Genomic DNA, 17306 nt, shown 5'->3' with positions numbered 1-17306 from the left:
ATCTTCCTGGAAGGAAACCGCGATGCCTGCTCCCCGCATGGGCCGACCACGCTCCCAAGCGCTCACACACCCCTCGCGCCGCAAGGCAATGCGCGGGCTGCTCGGCGCCGCCGCCAGCCTTGCTTTGCTTGCGCAGGCGCCGTCGACGCGCGCCCAGGTGGCCGGACGCAAACCCATCCGCATCCTGGTGGGCGCGCCCGCCGGAGGCACCACGGACACGCTGGCGCGCACCATCGCCCAGGAAATGTCCCGGGAGCTGGACCAGCCCGTGCTGGTGGAAAACCGCCCGGGTGCCGGCGGCAATATCGCCGCCGACCTGGTCGCCAAGAGCGCACCCGACGGCACCACCTTGCTGATGAGCTTCACCAGCCACACCATCAACGCCACGCTGTACAAGAAGCTGCCCTTCGACCCGGTCCAGGATTTCACGCCGATCACGCTGGTGGCGACTGTCCCCAGCGTGCTGGTTGCCACGCCGAGCCTGCCCGCGAATAACATCCCGGAATTGATCCAGTTGGCCAAGAGCAAGCCCGGCAAGCTGAATTTTGCGATCGGCTCGGTGGGTTCGTCCGTGCACCTGGCCGGCGACATGTTCAAGATGATGACGAACACCTACATCGTCAACATCCCCTACAAGGGCACTGCGCCGGCCATTACCGACCTGCTCTCGGGCCAGGTCGACCTGATGTTCGCCAGTACCTTCAATGTGCTCCCGCACGTCAGGAGCGGGAAACTCAAGGTGCTTGGCGTCACCAGCCCGGCGCCGCTGCCGCAGTTCCCCGGCGTCGCGCCGATCGGCGCCACCGTCAAGGGGTTCGAGTCCAGCGCCTGGTTCGGCCTGTTCGGCCCCGCCGGCCTGCCGCCGGACGTCTTGCAGGCGCTATACCAGGCTGCCCGCAAGGGCCTTGAAGCGCCCGCGGTGCACAAGCGCCTGGAGCTCGACGGCGCGCAGCCGGTCGGCAATTCGCCGGAGGCCTTTGCCGCTTTCGTGCGCAATGACATCAAGCGCTGGGCCAAGGTGGTCAAGTATTCGGGAGCCACGCCGGAATGAGACCGCTTGCCGGGCCCGCCCACACCCCGGCCACGTTGGCGCAGAAGCTGGTTGCCCGGGCTGCCGGCCTGGAGACGGTCACGCCGGGCACCATCGTGACGTGCCGGGTGGACCTGGCCATGTCGCACGATTCCAGCGGCCCGCGCCGGGTAGCGCCGCTGCTGCGCGAACTGGGCGCCAAAGTGTGGGACCCGGAGCGCTATGTGGTGGTGACCGATCACTACCTGCCCGCGGCCGATCCCGAGGCAGAGGCCATCGTGCGCTTCACCCGCGACTGGGTCCGCGAGGCGTGCCTGCCCCACTTCATCGACGGCGAAGGCATCTGCCACCTGGTATTGCCCGAACACGGCCACGTGCTGCCGGGACGCTTCATCGTGGGCGGCGATAGCCACAGCCCCACCGGCGGCGCGTTCGGGGCCTATATGTTCGGCATCGGCGCGACGGAGATGGCTGGCGTGCTGGCCACCGGCGAGATCTGGTTGCGCGTGCCGCATACCATCCGCCTGCAATGGGACGGCAGGCTCTCGGCCGGGGTTTGCGCCAAGGACATCATGCTGTTCCTGTGCGGCCGGCTGGGACTGGACGGCGGCCGCTATGAAGCCATCGAATATACCGGCGAGGCCGTGATGGCCCTGCCCATGCAGGAACGCATGACGCTGACCAACATGAGTGCCGAGCTTGGCGCACAGACCGGCCTGATCGCCCCCGACGCCACCACACGGGCCTGGCTGGCACAGGCCGGCGTGCCCGCCGCGACGCTCGACGCCATCGCGCTCTCGCACTGGCGCACCGAGCCCGGCGCGCCAGTGCTGGCGAACCACCGCTTCGACGCGGCCGCGCTGGCGCCGCAGGTGGCCGCGCCGCATTCACCGGCCAACACCGGCCCGGTCGACCAGGCCGCCGGCCAACGCGTGGACATCGCCTACCTGGGTGCCTGCACCGGCGCCAAGCTGGAGGACCTGCGCATGGCTGCCAGCGTGCTGCGCGGCCGGCGCGTGGCGCCGGGGGTCACGCTGCAGGTGGCGCCCGCCTCGCTGCGCGACCAGCGCCAGGCCGAGAGCGAGGGCACGCTGGCCATCTTGCTGGATGCCGGGGCGCAATTGCTGCCCAATGCGTGCAACGCGTGCGCGGGCTATGGCCCTTCCCGCTTTCCTGCCAACAGCCGCGCCATCGCCTCGACCGCGCGCAATTTTGCCGGCCGCATGGGCGAGAGCGGCAGCGCGGTCTGGCTGGCTTCGCCGCTGACCGTGGCGGCGTCCGCCGTCACCGGAAGCATCACCGACCCGCGCGGGTTGCTGCCATGAGCCCAGCCCCCATCCCCCCCCTTCCGGGCGGCCGGATCTGGCGCTTTGGCGACAACGTGGATACCGACCAGATGGCACCCGGCGCCCATATGAAGGGGGGTGTCGAAGAGATTGCCCGCCACTGCCTGGCCGGGCTGCGTCCCGAGTTTCCAGCCACGGTGCGCCCCGGCGACCTGCTGGTGGCCGGGCGTAATTTTGGCGTGGGATCCTCGCGCGAGCAGGCGCCGCAGGCACTGCGCCATCTCGGCCTGGCCGCGGTGATTGCGCCGTCTTTCGCTGGCCTTTTCTACCGCAATGCGATCAATCTGGGCCTGCCGGCGCTGATCTGCCCCGATGTCACACGCCTGGTGGATGGCGGCACGGCGCGGCTCGAGCTCGAGCAGGCTTGCCTGATGCTGCCCGATGGCAAGCGCGTGGCTTGCGAGCCGATCCCCGAATTCCTGCGTGCCTTGCTGCAGGCCGGCGGGCTGGTGCCGCATTTGCGGGCCAGGCTGGCGGCGCAGCGCTAAAGGCGCCCGCACAGGCAGCAGCGCAACCTCAAGCAGGGCGCCAGCAGGCGAACTGGCGCAGCAAGGCCATCACTTCCTCATCGGTGGTCTGCCTGAAATCCAGGTAGAACGCGCCGACGGCGCCAAAGCTGGCTGGCACGTTCAGGCAGATCACCTCGTCCGCCGAGGCGCGCAGGCCGGCTTCGCCCTCGATGGAGGCAACTGGCACGGCCGCCACCACTCGCTTTGCCTGCGCCCGGCGCACGCCCTCCAGCGCGGCGCGCATGGTGGCGCCGGTTGCCACGCCATCGTCCACCACGATCACGGTGCGCCCAGCCATGGCCGGCACGGACGCACCACCGCGATAGCGCTGCTGCCGCCGCCCGATCTCGTCGAGCTGGCGGCCGCGCTCGGCATCGAACGCACCGCTGTCGCGTGCGCGGCGCGTCCAGGGATCGTCGTTTGCCACCGTCAGCGGCGCACTGCCAGCGGCGTCGCCCTCCACCACCGCGCCCAGCGCCAGCTCGGGATAGCCGGGAGCGCCGATCTTGCGGACCAGCAGGATATCGAGCCGTCCCTCGAGGATCCGCGCCACCTCGAAGGCAACCGGCACACCGCCGCGCGGCAGCGCCAGCACCAGCGGCGCCTCGCCAGCCGCAGCGGCGCCAAAGCCGCGTTCCGCCAGGTGCCGTCCAAGAAAGATCCCGGCTTCGCGGCGATCGGCAAAGCACGGCGGCAATGGCGGGAAGCGTGACATGGCTGGCTCCTGCAGAGGGTCGGTCGGGCCGGGGCAGGCCAGTGCCGCAGCGGTGCCGGCACGCGCTCACGGCAGCGAGGCAACGCGGCGTGCGCGTGCACTAGCCAAATATAGACCGATAAGGCCGGCGAATCGAGATGGGGAAAGGAATCCGGAAAGGAAAGCAGGATGGGACGGCTAAGGCACCGTGCATGCCCGATCACCGCGCCACGTGCTGGCGGCGCCTCGGCCAGCGCGCCATTGGATGGGATTGCGCAACAGTGTATTTTGCCAGGGCCGGATTATCTTTCTGGCACGTTTAGCTAAGATGGCCGGTACCGATGGCAGCCGCAGGAATCGCCATTTCACCAGCGCCAGCTACGAGGCATCACCGCGTGGCACGCCCGTCAGACTCAGCGAGAACGCACATGAGCACACATCACAAATCCACGCACGACACCCAGCGCAAGGAACAGGCAGTCACTGACGCCAGCGGCCTCGGCCTCGATATCCCATACGGCTCGCTCGACGCGGCGGCACTTGCCGAGCTGCCGTATACGTTTCGACCGGTGGGCGCCGCCACTCGCTTCTACAACGAGTGCTTCAGCTGAGCCGCTCTGAACCGCTGAATGCGGCAACGCCGCGGATGCCCGGAGTCGCGTGACCCCGGCCATCCGCGGCGTTTTCCATTGCGCCATTGCGCTCACGCGTTAGCGGGTACGCTTGGCGTCTTGCTTGGCATCACCATAAGCGGCCTGCGTCTTGCCGGCGATCTGCTCCGCCTTGCCTTTGATCTCGGTGCTGGCGCTGCCGGTCACCTTCCCGGCAACTTCCTTCACCTTGCCCTTGGCTTCCTCGATACGGCCCTTCACTTGATCCTTGTTCATGGTCAGCTCCAGTTTTAGCGACGGTACAGGAATGAATCGCCCTCCAGCGGCGAGCCGGCAATCTCGCCGTGCCCGCGCCGTGCCCACATGCATGGACAGGAGGGCGCTGAAATCAGCTTAGGCAGTCGCGGCGGCCTTGCGTGTCAGGCGGCGGCTGTAAGCCCTGTAGGACGAATGCCCAGGCGAATGCGCACGCGTCCGGGATTGACGCGCGAATGAGGCACGGCCGTCCGGGGAGACAGGGAAATCAACAGGGAAATCAAAAGAGCGCCTCGCGTGGGAACACGAGGCGCTGGCCGGCAAGGAGATTCCAGCAGGGAGGCGCATAGCCCGACGGGGAAAGTAAGGCTACACGCGGATTCTATATCATTTTTATCAATTAAAAACAGGGGTGATGTTTCATATTTGCGCAAAAAACCGATCCGACGAAACAGGATCAGACGCACTCCGGCACACCCAGGCTGCCGCCAGGCAACGCTGCCGGCGCGCCGCGCTCGAGATGCGCGGGCAGCCACTCGCATAGCCCGGCCCGCGTTAGCGGGCGCGCGAAGTGATAGCCCTGCCCCAGGCGCACGCCCTTGCCCGCCAGCCACGCGCGCTGCGCCTCGCATTCGATGCCTTCAGCCACCACCGCCAGATCCAGGGCGTGCGCAAAGTTGATGGTAACGTCGACGATCTGGCCGCTCACCTTGTCGCCAGGATCGGCCTGCACAAAGATGCGATCGAGCTTGAGGAAGTCCACCTCGAACTGCTTGAAGTAGGCCAGCCCGCAGTAGCCGGTGCCGAAGTCGTCCACCGCCAGCTTGATGCCGCGCGCCTTGGCGCGCTGGATCGCGCTGCGCTGGTGCTCCACCAGCGAGACGGCATCGCGCTCCGTGATTTCCAGCACCGGGGTCACGTTGGCCCGCAGCAGCGCGAACAGCGGCGAGTCTTCCGCCCAGAAGCCCGCGTCGTCGAAGTGCTCGCTGGAGACGTTGAAGGCGAGATGGAACGCGGGCGGCAACGCCAGCGACTCCAGATCGCGCAGCACGCGGGGGATCAGGTTCAGCGTCAGCGCGACCGCCAGATGCTGTTGCTCGATGGCCTGGATGAAATGCTCCGGCTCGAGCAAGCCGCGCCGCGGGTGCGCCCAGCGTGCCAGCACTTCCAGCCCCGTGCATAGCCCGCTCTCCAGATCGACCACCGGTTGGTAGTAAGGCACGAACTCGCCGTTGCGCAGCCCGCGCTGCAGCTCCGCGGCAAAGGAGCGGCGCGCCGCCCGGCGCGAATGCAGCCCCAGCACCACCAGCGCGGCGATGCCTGCGGCCAGCGGTGGCAGCACCATGTACTTGAGGCTCTCATGCAGCATCAGGCTGTGCGGCGCGCTCGCGATGACGGTGATCGGGTGTCCCGTCAGTGGCCGGATATCGACAATGCCATGCGCGCCCTGCCCGGCGTCATCACGCCGCACCAGGGCTGGGGCACCGGCGTGCTCGCCCGCGCCGCCCAACTCGCCACCAACGCCGCCGTTGAGCATGAAACGCCTGCCCGCCACCTCGATCTCGATACCGGGAAATCCCAGCTTGCCCGCCGACTGCACCATGTCGGCCAGGTAACGCCCCTCCACCCAGACAAGCACGCCGCCGCCCGGGGCAGTGCCTAAGAACACGGCAAGCGCCATGCTGCCACCGCGAGGGGGCTTGGCAAGGAGGTACTGCAACCCGGGCTGCCAGTTCAGCAGCTCGCCCAGGGGGGTCGCGATCTCGCCGCGCACCGCCGAGCAATAGCGCATGCCGCGCGCCACCAGCACCACATCGCGGATATAGGCGGTATAGGCACCCTGCTCCTGCAACTGGCGCGCCACGCGGCGGCAGGGTGCGCCCACCAACGCACGGTCCTGGTAGGCAATGTCAAGCGTATCGGCCAGCGCGAGTTCCAGGTTGTCACGCACCGCCGACGCCATGCGCTCCACGCGCTCGCGCGCATCGTGCGCGGCCAGCATCGCGACCAGCCATAGTGCCAGGCCGGTGGCAAGCAACGCCGCCAGCAAGGCGGGCCGCCGCGCCCCGGCGCGGCCGGCTTCTCCCCGCAGACAGCGCTTCATATTGCCGCCGGCAGGCTGAGGGTGACGACGGTGCCCTTGCCGATCTCGCTGGCAAGCGTGATCTGCCCCTGATGCACCGCCACGATCTCGCGCACGATCGCCAGGCCCAGGCCGTTCCCCGTTGCATTGCCCTGCCGGTTGGCCCGGTAAAAATTGTCGAACGCCATGCCCGCTTCTTCCTTCGTCATGCCGATACCCCGATCCTCGACCCTGACCGAGACCTTTTCCTGCTCTAGCGGCAGCGGCTCGACCGTGACGGTAACTTCGTCTTTCCCGTCTGAATACTTCAGCGCATTTTCTATCAGGTTGCGTACCGCCTGTGTCAATTGCGCGCGGTCCGCCAAAACGTGCAGCGGCATGCCGGCATCGATCACGCGCACCCTGCCCGCTTCGGTGAACTCGCCCGCCACCGTCTCGCGCACGAGCGTGGCTACCTCCACGCGTTCACGCTCGAGCATGCCGCTGCTGCGCGCTTCGATGCGGGCCAGGTCGAGCAGGTCGGACAACAGCGCATTGAGCTGGCCGGCACGGGCGTGGATGGCATGATAAATACCGCTGCGCCGCTCCACCGGCACCACATCGGCACTCAGCAGTTCGGCATAGCCGGCAATGCCCGCCACGGGCGCCTTGAGCTCGTGCGCGGCCGCGGAGACAAAATGGGATTTCATGCGGTCATGGCGCAGTTGCGTCGTCACGTCGCGCAGCACCAGCACCAGGCCGCCGCCGCTGGCCGCATGCACGATGCGCACCTCGTAGGCGGGCGACACCGCCATGTCGAACTCGACGATGCCGGCGAACTCCCCGGCCGGCTCAGCCCGGTCCAGCTCCGCCAGGAGCTGCTCGGCGCGGCAGGCCTGCCGCGCCGCACGCCGGCCGCGGTAGAGCCAGTGGACAAACTCGCGCTGCGTGGCGCCGCGCAGCCGCGACAACGACACGCCCAGCAGTTCGCACAGCGCGGTATTGGTCTCGTCGATCACACGATCGCGGCCAAACACCGCCACACCGTCGGGCATGGCCAGAAACAGCCCGCGCAAATGCTGCTTCTTCTCGGCCAGGATATCGCGCACCACGGTCTCGCGGTCGGCCAGCGCGGCGAGCTGGCCGACCGCGATGAACTGCCTGACCTGGAAGAACATCACCAGCACGGTGACCATGCCGGCGATCGCGATCCCGGCGCGCAAGCGGTCGTGATAGCTGGCAAGGGCCGCATCGCTGCTGATGCCTGCCAGCACCGCGAGATTGCGCCCGGGCAAGCGCTGGATAGCGTAGATACGGCGAACGCCATCCAACCCGCCAACGGCTGTGATGAGGCTGTCCTGCGCGCTGGCCAGCACCCCGCGCAACGCGGAGCCGGGCATCAGCACCTGACCCGGCTGGCTGCTTTCCTGGCTCCAGCGCGCGCGCACCACGAAGTCGTCCGTGCCCGCCAGCAGCACGGTGCCGGACTCCCCCAGGCCCGCCTTGGCGTAGACCCTCGACAGGTAGCCGGGGTCGAGCGACACCACCACCACGCCCGAGAAGCGGCCATCCTTGGCGCCCACGATGCCCCGGGACAATGGCATGGACCAGTGGCCGCTGACACGCCCGACAAGGGGCATGCCGACATACAGCGACGGCAGCGCGCGGCTCTCGTGCACGCGGAAATACTGGCGGTCGCTCAGGTCCGCCGACTCGAAGCCCGCGCTGGTGGATGCGCGCAGCCTGCCGGCGCGGTCGAGCACGGATACTTCGAGAAAGGGGGCGACGGCAAGGTAGCCGCCACGCTTCCATTGCGCCAGCGGCAGCGCGGGCCCGCGCTCCACCACGGCGCCACCAACGAGCGATGCGATCTGGTCGGCCTCGGCCAGCGTGCGCTCGGCGTGCTCGCCGAGCAGCCCGGCCACGCGGGCCAGGCCGGCATGCACGTGCCGCAATTCGGCCGCGCGGTCCCATAGCCCCAAGCCGGCGAGCGCGCACCAGATGCAGGCCACGATGACAATGCCTGACCAGAACGGGCGTCTCGCGGAGCGATGCGCACCTGCCAATACCTGTCGGTAGATTTCCAGCCTCATGGGAAAGCTACCAAAAAACGAATATATTGTTCATCACAGCCGTGAATCGCAGCCTTCGATACTAGTCAGCGCGTGCGTGCGCCCCGCGCACCCCCCGGGTGCCGCTGCCTGAAGGCAGCCTGCTTGCGGCAAAACTTCACAGTATGATCTATTCGGCTGCGCCAGTCCGCTCGCACTGGCCCATCGCCCCGGGATATCCGGCGTAGCCGGCCAGGTGCATCGCGAAGCGTTAACTTCAACGGTTCAGCGAGGCTTCATCATAATTGCGTGTTTTCCTGGCATTAAGTTGCGCTTAGGCAGCTTTCCGAAGAATAATGAAAACAATACGATACGTAACGCCGCAGCCTCGCCCGGCGCGCGTTGCGTCAGTTGAAGAGGCCATATGACCGATCTGCGCTTTTATTCCACCAGGACCGCTGCCGAGATGCTGGGCGTCTCCCTGCGCACGGTCCAGCTCTGGGTCGAAAATGGCCGGCTGCCCGCGTGGAAGACTGACGGCGGACATCGCAGGATCCCGGCCGATTCGGTCGACCGCATGGTGGCCGACCAGCGCAGCCAGACCGCCGCACCCACGACAGCGGCAGCCGCCCCGGCGGGAAGGGCGTTTCGCGTACTGCTGGTGGAAGACGACGAGCACCTGCTGCAGATTTACCGCATGGCGCTGGAAACCCTCAACCCGTCGGTCGAAATACTCGAGGCCACGAACGGATACGACGGCCTGCTGCTCATTGGCAGCAGCAAACCCGACCTTGTCCTCCTGGATCTGATCATGCCTGGCATCGATGGCTTCCGCCTGTGCAGGACCATCGACGCGCAGCAGGAGTTTGCCGCCACACGCATCGTCGTGGTGACCTCGCTGGACAAGCATGCCATTGCGGACCGCGGCGGTATTCCCGGGCATATCCGTGTCTTTTCCAAGCCAATCCCGATGTCCGTGCTGCAGTCGCTGGTGGTGACCTTGCAGGTCGGCCCTGGCACGCCAGCCTAGGATTTGGGCAGGCGCAATGGCGGGATTCAGCGTCGCCATTGTATATCATTTTTTTCAAATACCATGATGCGCCGGGTTTCATATTTACGCGCATCGCGTGCGGTAAAGGGCGGTCTGCTTCTGCCCTAGCCACACTCCCCCTCCCGGAGATCCCCCATGTCTATGCATGAACAACACCTGCGGGAAGCTGTACGCCTGGCACACGCCAATCGCGCACGCGGCGGCCGCCCCTTTGGCGCGGTGCTCACGCTCGATGGCGAGCAGGTGGCGACCGGCGTCAACGACATCGTGCACAGCTTCGACCCCACCACGCACGCGGAGATGCAGGCCATCCGCGCCGCGTGCCGCAAGCTCGGCCGGCCGAGCCTCAAGGGTGCCGTGGTGTACGCCAGCGGCCATCCGTGCCCGATGTGCCTGGCCGCGTTGATCATGATCGGCGTGCAGGCGGTGTACTACGCCTTCGACAATGCCGACGCCGCGCCCTACGGGCTTTCGAGCGAGGCCGCCTACCAGGCGCTGCGCCTGCCGCTGGATCCGCCGCCGCTGCCGCTCACCCGCCTGCCGGCAGGGATGACAGCAGCGCAACTGTATGGGGCATAGGGCGAAAGCCATGCGCAAAAACGGGCCGCAAATGCAAAGCGTACCCGTTTCTGCGTGATCCACAGAACCCGCTCCGTACCCGTTTCTGCGTGATTTTCAGCAGGCCGGAACAGGGGGCGTACCCGTTTCTGCGTGGTGCAAAGCGCCTGGGTGCCAGCCCCGGTCAGTAGGTTTTGTAGGGCAGGAACTTGCCCGACATCTCGATCTTCACGCGATCGCCATTCGGATCGGCCTCGCGCTGCAGGTCCATGCGGAAATCGATCGCGCTCATGATGCCGTCTCCAAACTCTTCATGGATCAGCGCCTTGAAGGTCGTCCCGTAGATGCTGACCAGTTCATAGAAGCGGTAGATCAGCGGATCGCTCGGCACGGGAGTGGGCAGCGAGCCCTTGTATGGCACGGTGCGCAGCCACGGCTCGGCCTCCGGCGGCAAGCCGAAGATCTCCATCACGGCCTGCGCGCCGGGCGCGTCGAAGGCCATCTGGCCCAGGCACGCGGCGGTCGTCCACTCCTTGCTCTTGCCGACCTTCTCGGCCACATCGGACCACCTGATGCCTTTGGTGACCTTGGCTTCGATGATCAGGTCGGTGATATCGCTGCGATTCATTTGTGCTCCTCTGGTTTCTGGATTGGCTTTGGGGGGACTTTTGGGGGGACGGATGCCAAGACGGGGCGGCACTAGCGCCGGACGATGTCAGGGAAGCCCGTCCAGCCGCGTGCAAACCGCGGTGCGCGCGTTGTCGTATCGCACCAGCGCGGCAAAGGACGTAGCACCCGGCACGAGGGCCTGCAGCGCCAACACGACAAGAAGGATCGGCATCGCACCTCCGCAGGTTCACGCGCACTAGATGGTGACGCGTCCGGCACGCCTCAGGCACACATCAGGCAATGTCACCGCGTGCCAGTGTGGATCGGTGCGCGCATCACCAGAATGACCACGCGCGCGCCCTCCGTGACAAAGCGCTCCGCGCAAGGTTCATGCCACTGCGCAGGACACTGGACGCCTCGCCAGGTGGTGCCTGCAAGCGCAGGCGCTACGCACAGGCGCACCAAGGCCGCTGCGGCGCACGCACTGCCGCGGTGAATCACGCCGCGCGTGCGCACCTGGCATTGCACCCTCGCCCCCAAGCGGTGCAGCGCGGCGGGTGGAATCCTGCCGCACGCCGTGCATCGCGTCGCGCCGCACGTGGCACAGCCATTGCTTGCATACAAGATCGCATACAAGCAGGGCACAACGGCCGCAGCCTGAGACCCGCGAATTCCCGGAGAAACGCCATGACCCAATTTTGCGACGAGACGCTGGCGCACTACGCCCGCAGCGCGCTCAAGCTGCACGGGCTGGAGCTGCCCAAGGACGCCGAGACGCGCGTGATCGAACAATTCCTGCGCGTGGCCGCGATAGCAGCGCCCATGCTGGCGCACCCGCTGGATGCGCACGATGAGCCAGCTCCGGTGTACCGGCCATGAGCGCGCGCGATCCCGTGTTCGAATCCGCGCTGGCGATCCGCAGTGACATCGACACCGGCGCGCGCAGCGCGCTGGATGTGGCCACCGCCACGCTCGCGCGCATCGAGGCCTGCGACCCGCTGCTGCACGCCTTCACCGCCGTGACGCGCGAGCGCGCGCTGGGCGAGGCGCGCCGCGTCGATGCGCTGCGCGCCCAGGGCGCGCGGCTGCCGCCGCTGGCGGGCGTGCCCTATGCAGTGAAGAATCTGTTCGACGTGGCGGACCTCACCACGCTGGCGGGCTCTCGCGTGCTGGCCGGCACCGCACCGGCCCGGCGCGACGCGGTGCTGGTTTCGCGCATGCGCGAGGCGGGCGCGGTGCTGGTGGGCACGCTCAACATGGACGAGTTCGCCTACGGCTTCACCACCGAGAACGCACATCGGGGCACCTGCCGCAATCCGCACGACCTGGCCCGCGTGGCGGGCGGCTCCTCCGGCGGCAGCGCGGCGGCGGTGGCCGCGGGCCTGGTGCCGTTGTCGCTCGGCTCGGACACCAATGGCTCGATCCGCGTGCCGGCCGCGCTCACCGGCATCTTCGGGCTCAAGCCCACCTATGGGCGGCTGTCCCGCCGCGGCAGCTATCCGTTCGTGCACAGCCTGGACCACGTCGGCCCCTTCGCGCGCTCGGTGGCGGACCTCGCGGCGGCCTACGATATGCTGCAGTTCGCCGACACCCGGGATCCGGCCTGTGCGCGCCGCCCGCTCGAAGCGGTCAGCGGCCAGGCGCCCAGGCGCGTGCGCGCGGCACGCCTGGGCGGCTACTTCGATGACATGGCCGGCCCCGATGCGCGCGCCGCCGCGCAGCGCGTGGCCGACGCGCTCGAAGCCACGGACGTGATCCATCTGCCGGGCGCGGCGGCCGCGCGCTCGGCCGCCTTCGTCATCACCGGCACCGAGGGCGGGCACCTGCACCGCGAGCATCTGCGGCACCAGTACGCGCAGATGGAGCCGCTCTCGCGCGACCGCCTGGCCGCCGGACTGGTGCTGCCGGCCGCGTGGTATGTGCGCGCACAGCAAGTGCGCGCGGCCTTTCGCCAGGAACTGCTCGACGCCTTCACGCGCACCGAGCTGCTGATCGCCCCGGCCACGCCGGTGGCTGCGCCGCTGGCCGGGCAGGAGAGCATCGACATCAACGGCCAGGTGCTGCCGGCGCGCGCCAGCCTGGGCCTGCTGACCCAGCCCATCTCGTGCATCGGCCTGCCAGTGCTCACTGTGCCGCTGGCCGGCCCCGCCGGCTTGCCGCTAGGCGTGCAACTGATCGCGCCGCCGTGGCGCGAGGACCTGGCCTTTGCGGCCGCCCAGGCGCTGGAGGCCGTAGGCGTGGCGGCATGCCCGCGGCCATCCGCATTGCTCGCGCGGGCCGCGGCATGAGCGGCGCCGAGGTCCGTGTGGTCTCGCGCGCCGAAGCGGTCTACGCGCAGCTGCGCGACGACATCTTCGAGTTCCGGATGCTTCCCGGCGACCGCTTCACCGAAGGCGAGATCGCCCAGCGCCTGGGCGTGTCGCGCACGCCGGTGCGCGAGGCGCTGCTGCGGCTGCAATCCGACGCGCTGGTGCAGGTGTATTTCCGCAGCGGCTGGGAGGTGGTGCCACTGGATTTCACACGCTTCGACGAGCTCTACGAACTGCGCAAGCTGATCGAGGTCAACGCCGTGCGCATGCTTTGCACGCACGCCACACCCACGGTGGATCACGGCGCGCTGGCCCAGCTTGCGCAGTTCTGGCAGGTGCCGCAGGACGCGCGCCTGGACGACGGCCGCCTGGTGGCGCAACACGATGAGGCCTTTCACGCGGCACTGGTAGCGGCGGCGGGCAATCGCGAAATCGCCAGCGTGCACCGTCAGGTGACCGAGCGCATCCGCATCATCCGCCGGCTCGATTTCACCTACGCCGCGCGCGTGACCGCCACCTACGACGAGCACGCCGCCATCCTGCGCGAGATCCAGCGCCAGCGCGCGGAGCAGGCCGTTTTGCTGCTGTCCAGCCATATTGAAGAAAGCCGCGCCGAAGTGCGCAAGATCACGCTGCACCGCTTGCAGACGATACGCACCGACGGCGCGCGCGCACGCGCCTGACATGCACCGAGATAGCACCGCATAGGCGCGGCACTCCCCGGCGTCTCCCGATTCTGTCCCTCCACTCCTTTCGTTGCGAGATCAACATGACCGATTCACGCTTCAACCCACGCCGCCGCCTCGCCCTGCGCCAGAGCCTTGCCGCCGGCGCGATGCTGGCCGCGCCTGCCATCGTGCGCGCGCAGGCGCCGAAGATCCGCCTGGGCTTCTGGCCGATCGCCGGCGGCATCCCGCTGTACGCGGGCATCGAGACGGGGCTGTTCAAGCGGGCCGGCCTGGACGTGGAGGCCGTGAAGTTCGCCAGCGCGCAGCAGGTGGTGGAAGCCATGATCGCCGGGCGCATCGAGGGCTCGGCCAACGGCACGGCTTCCGCGGCGCTAGGCCTGGGCGAGATCACCTCGCCCGGCCTGTGCAAGATCTTTGCCGCCAACCCGTCCAACGCTACGCTGCTGCTCGATGAAATCCTGGTGGCCAAGGACAGCCCCTTCAAGACCCTGGCCGAGCTCAAGGGCAAGCGCATCGGCTGCGGCCCCGGCATCCAGAACGTGACGCTGGCCAAGGTGATCTTCGAGAAGAACGGCTACGCCGACGTCAAACCCATCGAGTTGCCGGTAGGCCAGCACGTGGCCGCACTCGCCGCGGGCCAGCTCGACGCGGTCTACACGCTGGAACCCACCGGCACCGTGGGCCGCCTCAACGGCACCTGCCGCGCGCTGGAGTACGGCGTGATCTCGCGCTACGTGCTGGGCAACGCCAGCCTGCCGTGGTTTGGCGGCTCGGCTTCGCTGACCTCGGCCTTCCTCTCGTCCAGCCCTGAGTTGTCGAAACGCTTTATCGCCGCCTACGGCCAGGCCATCGACATGGTGCGCAAGGACCCCGTCAAGGTGCGCCCCTTCCTGAAGGGCTACACCAGCATCGACGACCAGCTGGCCAGGGAAGTGCCGCTGCCCGGCTTCACGCTCTACAACGAGTTCAAGCCGGCCGATATCGAGGCCTTCCAGAAATTCTTCGACGTCTTCCACGACCGCAAGTTGTTTGCCCGCCGGGTGCCGGTGGCGGACATGCTCTACCGGGGCTGACATGCGTGCATCCAACCTGGCGCCGCGGCTGCTGCCGCTGATCGGCCCACTGGCGCTGCTGGCGCTGTGGCAAGCAGCGGTGTCGGCCAAATGGGTCAACCCGGTGCTGCTGCCATCGCCGGCGGCAACGCTCGGGGTACTGTTCACAAGCGTTGCCGACGGGTCCATCAACGCGGACCTGCTGGCCACCGTGTCGCGCACCTTCTACGCCTTTGCGATCGCCGCGGTGATCGGCGTGCCGCTGGGCGTGGCGCTGGGCAGCTCGGTCCCGGCCTATCGCAGCGTGGAATTCCTGATCGACTTCTTCCGCTCCACGCCGTCATCCGCGCTGATCCCGCTGTTCATGCTGCTGTTCGGCCTGTCGGATGCGAACAAGATCGCCATTGCCGCCTTCGCGGCGGTGCTGCTGATCCTGTTCAACAGTGCGTATGGCGTGATGAACGCCAGGAAGACGCGCGTGCTGGCGGTGCAGGCCATGGGCGTATCGAAGTGGCACGTGTTCAAGGACGTGCTGCTGATGGAGAGCCTGCCGCAGACCTTTGTCGGGCTGCGCACCGGCGTGTCGATGTCGCTGGTGATCGTGATCGTGGCGGAGATGTTCATCGGCTCGGACACAGGCCTTGGCCACCGCATCATCGATGCGCAGCAGGTCTTCAATATCCGCAGCATGTACGCCGCCATCCTGGTCACCGGCGCGCTTGGCTACGTGCTCAACCTGGCCTTCTTCATGCTGGAGAAGCGCTTTGTCCACTGGAGCGGCAAATGAGAGTCCTGCAATCGGGCGCCGGCGTGGCCGACGCGCCGCCGCCATCGGCGCTGGTGGCCGCTCCGGCCGGGCGCGAGGTCCATGTCACCATCCGCGGCCTGTCCAAGGCCTTCGGCGGCGTGCCGCTGTACCAGCATCTCGACCTGGACCTGCCGCGCGGCAAGATCGTCTCGATCTTCGGGCCCAATGGCTGCGGCAAGTCGACGCTGATCAACATGGTGGCCGGCCTGCTGCCGTTCGACCGGGGCGAGGTGCTGTTCGATGGCAAGACGCTGCGCCAGACCGTGATCGGCTACGTCTTCCAGAACTACCGGGACGCCCTGCTGCCGTGGATCTCCGCGCGCGACAACGTGGCCTACCCGCTGCGCCGCAAAGGCATGCCGGAGGCACAGGCCAAGGCCCGCACCGAGGAGCTGCTGCGCACCTTCGACGTGCGCTTCGACGTCAACCGCTTTCCCTATGAGCTCTCGGGCGGGCAGCAGCAGCTGATCTGCATCATGCGCGCGCTGGCGCCGCGGCCCGAGGTGCTGTTCCTCGACGAACCCTTTTCTGCGTTGGATTTCGAGACCACCCTGTTCATTCGCGACAAGCTCCAGGAGGTGCAACTGGCGGAGGGCACCACCATGGTGATCGTCTCGCACGACCTGGAAGACGCAGTCTTCCTGGCCGACCGCATCCTGCTGCTGACGCGCCGGCCCACGCGCGTGGCCGAGGCGATCGACTTCGACATGCCGCGCCCGCGCGATGCGCAGGCGGTGGCCGATCCGCGCTTCATCGCCACCCGCGCGCATGCGCTGGCAGTGTTCCAGCGCGAGGTGCGGGCACGCTGAGACGCGTGCAAACGGGCCGCTGCACAGGCAAATCTTTGCGAGAGTTATTTCCGATGTAACGCCACATTACGGGACCGGCCACGGTCCCGTTTTCTTTTCGAGGCTGCGGCCGGCCCCGCGCCATCACCCGTGCGCCCAATGCCGGCAAGGCCTGGCGGGTGACCTGCAAGGGCCCGGAAAGCCTCGCCAAAGGTGAAGCCGAGGCCCTTGAAAGTGTGATTGCGCCTTACAAGTGCAAGCACACCGGCGCGGGCCCGATGGCTACAGTGAGGCCATGTTCAACGCGAAGCCAGTCACGGAGTCCCCAACATGAAACGCGCCATCGCCCTGGTTGTCCTGCTCTGCTCCGCAGCGTCCCTGCTGTCCGCCTGCATCGTGGTGCCCCCGCGTGGCGGCCCGCCGCCGTACCGTTACCACGACCGCTATTGAGCGGCTGCAGGTAACACGCACGCGCCGCCCCCGAAATCCAATGCATCGCTCGCACCCCTGGAGTTGAACCATGAAACGCCAACTGCTGCTCGCCCTCACTACCCTTGCCGCCGGCGCCGCGCTTGGCCTGATCTCGCCGGCCCAGGCCCAGGCCTATCCCCCGGGCTACCACGGCAGCCCGCACATGCGCCCCGCGCCGCCCCCGCCGCGCTATGAACCGCGCCCGCCGGGCCGCCCTGGCCAGGCATGGGTGCCGGGACACTGGAACGCCAACGGCGGCAGCTATGCCTGGCGCGGCGGCTACTGGCAGCGCGAACGCCCGGGTCACCGCTATGTGCCCGAGCGCTGGGTGCAAAGCCCGCACGGCGGCTGGGTGATGCGGCCCGGCTACTGGACCCGCTAAACCGGCCGAGCCGTCCCGGCAAGGTAGCCAC

Annotated in this window: 19 protein-coding genes; 13 read left to right on the top strand and 6 right to left on the bottom strand. The window is 67.8% G+C overall.

Annotated elements, in window-relative coordinates:
- Positions 1 to 22 precede the first annotated feature (22 nt).
- Genes AC1RQC_RS14975 through AC1RQC_RS14965 form a run of 3 tightly spaced genes read left to right on the top strand, consistent with a single transcriptional unit; the run spans position 23 to position 2864 of the window.
- The gene (locus AC1RQC_RS14975) at positions 23 to 1051 is read left to right on the top strand and encodes a tripartite tricarboxylate transporter substrate binding protein (RefSeq protein ID WP_492371861.1); all 1029 of its coding nucleotides are present in this window, start codon (positions 23 to 25) and stop codon (positions 1049 to 1051) included.
- Positions 1048 to 2355 carry a 3-isopropylmalate dehydratase large subunit gene (locus AC1RQC_RS14970; protein WP_492830024.1) on the top strand — a complete coding sequence of 436 codons (1308 nt, stop codon included), beginning with the start codon at positions 1048 to 1050 and terminating at the stop codon, positions 2353 to 2355. Before AC1RQC_RS14975 ends, AC1RQC_RS14970 begins: the two co-directional genes overlap by 4 nt.
- Entirely contained in the window at positions 2352 to 2864 is a 513-nt protein-coding gene (locus AC1RQC_RS14965; RefSeq protein ID WP_492371863.1) for a LeuD/DmdB family oxidoreductase small subunit, read from the top strand. The genes AC1RQC_RS14970 and AC1RQC_RS14965 overlap by 4 nt, the downstream gene beginning before the upstream one ends.
- Before the next feature lie 28 nt (positions 2865 to 2892).
- Here AC1RQC_RS14965 and AC1RQC_RS14960 read toward each other — a convergent pair whose 3' ends face one another.
- A complete protein-coding gene (locus AC1RQC_RS14960; RefSeq protein WP_492371864.1) occupies positions 2893 to 3600 on the bottom strand; it encodes a phosphoribosyltransferase in 708 nt (235 codons plus the stop codon).
- A gap of 407 nt (positions 3601 to 4007) precedes the next feature.
- On the opposite strand from AC1RQC_RS14960, the gene AC1RQC_RS14955 reads away from it, so the two are divergent.
- The gene (locus AC1RQC_RS14955; RefSeq protein ID WP_492371865.1) at positions 4008 to 4190 is read left to right on the top strand and encodes a hypothetical protein; all 183 of its coding nucleotides are present in this window, start codon (positions 4008 to 4010) and stop codon (positions 4188 to 4190) included.
- Positions 4191 to 4289: 99 nt separating this feature from the next.
- Here the strand turns inward: AC1RQC_RS14955 and AC1RQC_RS14950 are convergent, their stop codons facing one another.
- The 3 genes from AC1RQC_RS14950 to AC1RQC_RS14940 all read right to left on the bottom strand — a co-directional run bounded on the left by AC1RQC_RS14950 (position 4290) and on the right by AC1RQC_RS14940 (position 8600).
- Positions 4290 to 4466, bottom strand: coding sequence for a CsbD family protein (locus AC1RQC_RS14950; protein WP_492371866.1), 177 nt, complete (start codon positions 4464 to 4466; stop codon positions 4290 to 4292).
- Positions 4467 to 4902: 436 nt separating this feature from the next.
- Positions 4903 to 6549 (bottom strand): EAL domain-containing protein, encoded by a 1647-nt coding sequence (locus tag AC1RQC_RS14945; protein ID WP_492371867.1) that lies wholly within the window; start codon positions 6547 to 6549, stop codon positions 4903 to 4905.
- Entirely contained in the window at positions 6546 to 8600 is a 2055-nt protein-coding gene (locus AC1RQC_RS14940) for an ATP-binding protein (protein ID WP_492830023.1), read from the bottom strand. The genes AC1RQC_RS14945 and AC1RQC_RS14940 overlap by 4 nt, the downstream gene beginning before the upstream one ends.
- 382 nt (positions 8601 to 8982) lie before the next feature.
- On the opposite strand from AC1RQC_RS14940, the gene AC1RQC_RS14935 reads away from it, so the two are divergent.
- Positions 8983 to 9588: a response regulator gene (locus tag AC1RQC_RS14935; protein ID WP_174425785.1), complete on the top strand. Its 606-nt coding sequence runs from the start codon at positions 8983 to 8985 to the stop codon at positions 9586 to 9588.
- Positions 9589 to 9744: 156 nt separating this feature from the next.
- The gene (locus tag AC1RQC_RS14930; protein ID WP_492883816.1) at positions 9745 to 10188 is read left to right on the top strand and encodes a nucleoside deaminase; all 444 of its coding nucleotides are present in this window, start codon (positions 9745 to 9747) and stop codon (positions 10186 to 10188) included.
- Between the two features lie 163 nt (positions 10189 to 10351).
- Here the strand turns inward: AC1RQC_RS14930 and cynS are convergent, their stop codons facing one another.
- A complete protein-coding gene (cynS, locus tag AC1RQC_RS14925) occupies positions 10352 to 10795 on the bottom strand; it encodes a cyanase (RefSeq protein WP_492371871.1) in 444 nt (147 codons plus the stop codon).
- A gap of 87 nt (positions 10796 to 10882) precedes the next feature.
- On the bottom strand, positions 10883 to 11008 hold the full coding sequence (locus AC1RQC_RS14920; protein ID WP_492371872.1) for a hypothetical protein: 126 nt from the start codon (positions 11006 to 11008) through the stop codon (positions 10883 to 10885).
- A gap of 455 nt (positions 11009 to 11463) precedes the next feature.
- On the opposite strand from AC1RQC_RS14920, the gene AC1RQC_RS14915 reads away from it, so the two are divergent.
- The 7 genes from AC1RQC_RS14915 to AC1RQC_RS14885 all read left to right on the top strand — a co-directional run bounded on the left by AC1RQC_RS14915 (position 11464) and on the right by AC1RQC_RS14885 (position 17275).
- Complete coding sequence (locus AC1RQC_RS14915; protein ID WP_492371873.1) at positions 11464 to 11655, top strand: DUF4089 domain-containing protein; 192 nt, start codon at positions 11464 to 11466, stop codon at positions 11653 to 11655.
- Complete coding sequence (locus AC1RQC_RS14910) at positions 11652 to 13064, top strand: AtzE family amidohydrolase (protein ID WP_492830016.1); 1413 nt, start codon at positions 11652 to 11654, stop codon at positions 13062 to 13064. The genes AC1RQC_RS14915 and AC1RQC_RS14910 overlap by 4 nt, the downstream gene beginning before the upstream one ends.
- Positions 13022 to 13768: a GntR family transcriptional regulator gene (locus tag AC1RQC_RS14905; RefSeq protein WP_492883814.1), complete on the top strand. Its 747-nt coding sequence runs from the start codon at positions 13022 to 13024 to the stop codon at positions 13766 to 13768. Before AC1RQC_RS14910 ends, AC1RQC_RS14905 begins: the two co-directional genes overlap by 43 nt.
- An 86-nt stretch (positions 13769 to 13854) precedes the next feature.
- Positions 13855 to 14847, top strand: a complete 993-nt coding sequence (locus AC1RQC_RS14900) for an ABC transporter substrate-binding protein (RefSeq protein WP_492883812.1) — start codon at positions 13855 to 13857, stop codon at positions 14845 to 14847.
- Between the two features lies 1 nt (position 14848).
- Positions 14849 to 15613: an ABC transporter permease gene (locus tag AC1RQC_RS14895; RefSeq protein ID WP_492371876.1), complete on the top strand. Its 765-nt coding sequence runs from the start codon at positions 14849 to 14851 to the stop codon at positions 15611 to 15613.
- Positions 15610 to 16443: an ABC transporter ATP-binding protein gene (locus tag AC1RQC_RS14890; protein ID WP_492371877.1), complete on the top strand. Its 834-nt coding sequence runs from the start codon at positions 15610 to 15612 to the stop codon at positions 16441 to 16443. Before AC1RQC_RS14895 ends, AC1RQC_RS14890 begins: the two co-directional genes overlap by 4 nt.
- Positions 16444 to 16942: 499 nt before the next feature.
- The gene (locus AC1RQC_RS14885; protein WP_492371878.1) at positions 16943 to 17275 is read left to right on the top strand and encodes a hypothetical protein; all 333 of its coding nucleotides are present in this window, start codon (positions 16943 to 16945) and stop codon (positions 17273 to 17275) included.
- Positions 17276 to 17306 lie beyond the last annotated feature (31 nt).

The organism is Cupriavidus sp. GW822-FHT03E04 (genome assembly GCF_058801495.1).
Note: the sequence above shows the minus strand (reverse complement) of the source record. Positions and strands in the feature narration are given on the sequence as shown.

Excerpts from the sequence above, each read along its gene's own strand:
- AC1RQC_RS14915 (WP_492371873.1), top strand. The coding sequence starts at position 11,464 with ATGACCCAATTTTGCGACGAGACGCTGGCGCACTACGCCCGCAGCGCG.
- cynS (WP_492371871.1), bottom strand. The coding sequence starts at position 10,795 with ATGAATCGCAGCGATATCACCGACCTGATCATCGAAGCCAAGGTCACC.
- AC1RQC_RS14930 (WP_492883816.1), top strand. The coding sequence starts at position 9,745 with ATGTCTATGCATGAACAACACCTGCGGGAAGCTGTACGCCTGGCACAC.
- AC1RQC_RS14950 (WP_492371866.1), bottom strand. The coding sequence starts at position 4,466 with ATGAACAAGGATCAAGTGAAGGGCCGTATCGAGGAAGCCAAGGGCAAG.
- AC1RQC_RS14960 (WP_492371864.1), bottom strand. The coding sequence starts at position 3,600 with ATGTCACGCTTCCCGCCATTGCCGCCGTGCTTTGCCGATCGCCGCGAA.
- AC1RQC_RS14965 (WP_492371863.1), top strand. The coding sequence starts at position 2,352 with ATGAGCCCAGCCCCCATCCCCCCCCTTCCGGGCGGCCGGATCTGGCGC.
- AC1RQC_RS14910 (WP_492830016.1), top strand. The coding sequence starts at position 11,652 with ATGAGCGCGCGCGATCCCGTGTTCGAATCCGCGCTGGCGATCCGCAGT.
- AC1RQC_RS14905 (WP_492883814.1), top strand. The coding sequence starts at position 13,022 with ATGCCCGCGGCCATCCGCATTGCTCGCGCGGGCCGCGGCATGAGCGGC.
- AC1RQC_RS14935 (WP_174425785.1), top strand. The coding sequence starts at position 8,983 with ATGACCGATCTGCGCTTTTATTCCACCAGGACCGCTGCCGAGATGCTG.
- AC1RQC_RS14975 (WP_492371861.1), top strand. The coding sequence starts at position 23 with ATGCCTGCTCCCCGCATGGGCCGACCACGCTCCCAAGCGCTCACACAC.
- AC1RQC_RS14970 (WP_492830024.1), top strand. The coding sequence starts at position 1,048 with ATGAGACCGCTTGCCGGGCCCGCCCACACCCCGGCCACGTTGGCGCAG.
- AC1RQC_RS14955 (WP_492371865.1), top strand. The coding sequence starts at position 4,008 with ATGAGCACACATCACAAATCCACGCACGACACCCAGCGCAAGGAACAG.
- AC1RQC_RS14940 (WP_492830023.1), bottom strand. The coding sequence starts at position 8,600 with ATGAGGCTGGAAATCTACCGACAGGTATTGGCAGGTGCGCATCGCTCC.
- AC1RQC_RS14920 (WP_492371872.1), bottom strand. The coding sequence starts at position 11,008 with ATGCCGATCCTTCTTGTCGTGTTGGCGCTGCAGGCCCTCGTGCCGGGT.
- AC1RQC_RS14890 (WP_492371877.1), top strand. The coding sequence starts at position 15,610 with ATGAGAGTCCTGCAATCGGGCGCCGGCGTGGCCGACGCGCCGCCGCCA.
- AC1RQC_RS14900 (WP_492883812.1), top strand. The coding sequence starts at position 13,855 with ATGACCGATTCACGCTTCAACCCACGCCGCCGCCTCGCCCTGCGCCAG.
- AC1RQC_RS14895 (WP_492371876.1), top strand. The coding sequence starts at position 14,849 with ATGCGTGCATCCAACCTGGCGCCGCGGCTGCTGCCGCTGATCGGCCCA.
- AC1RQC_RS14885 (WP_492371878.1), top strand. The coding sequence starts at position 16,943 with ATGAAACGCCAACTGCTGCTCGCCCTCACTACCCTTGCCGCCGGCGCC.
- AC1RQC_RS14945 (WP_492371867.1), bottom strand. The coding sequence starts at position 6,549 with ATGAAGCGCTGTCTGCGGGGAGAAGCCGGCCGCGCCGGGGCGCGGCGG.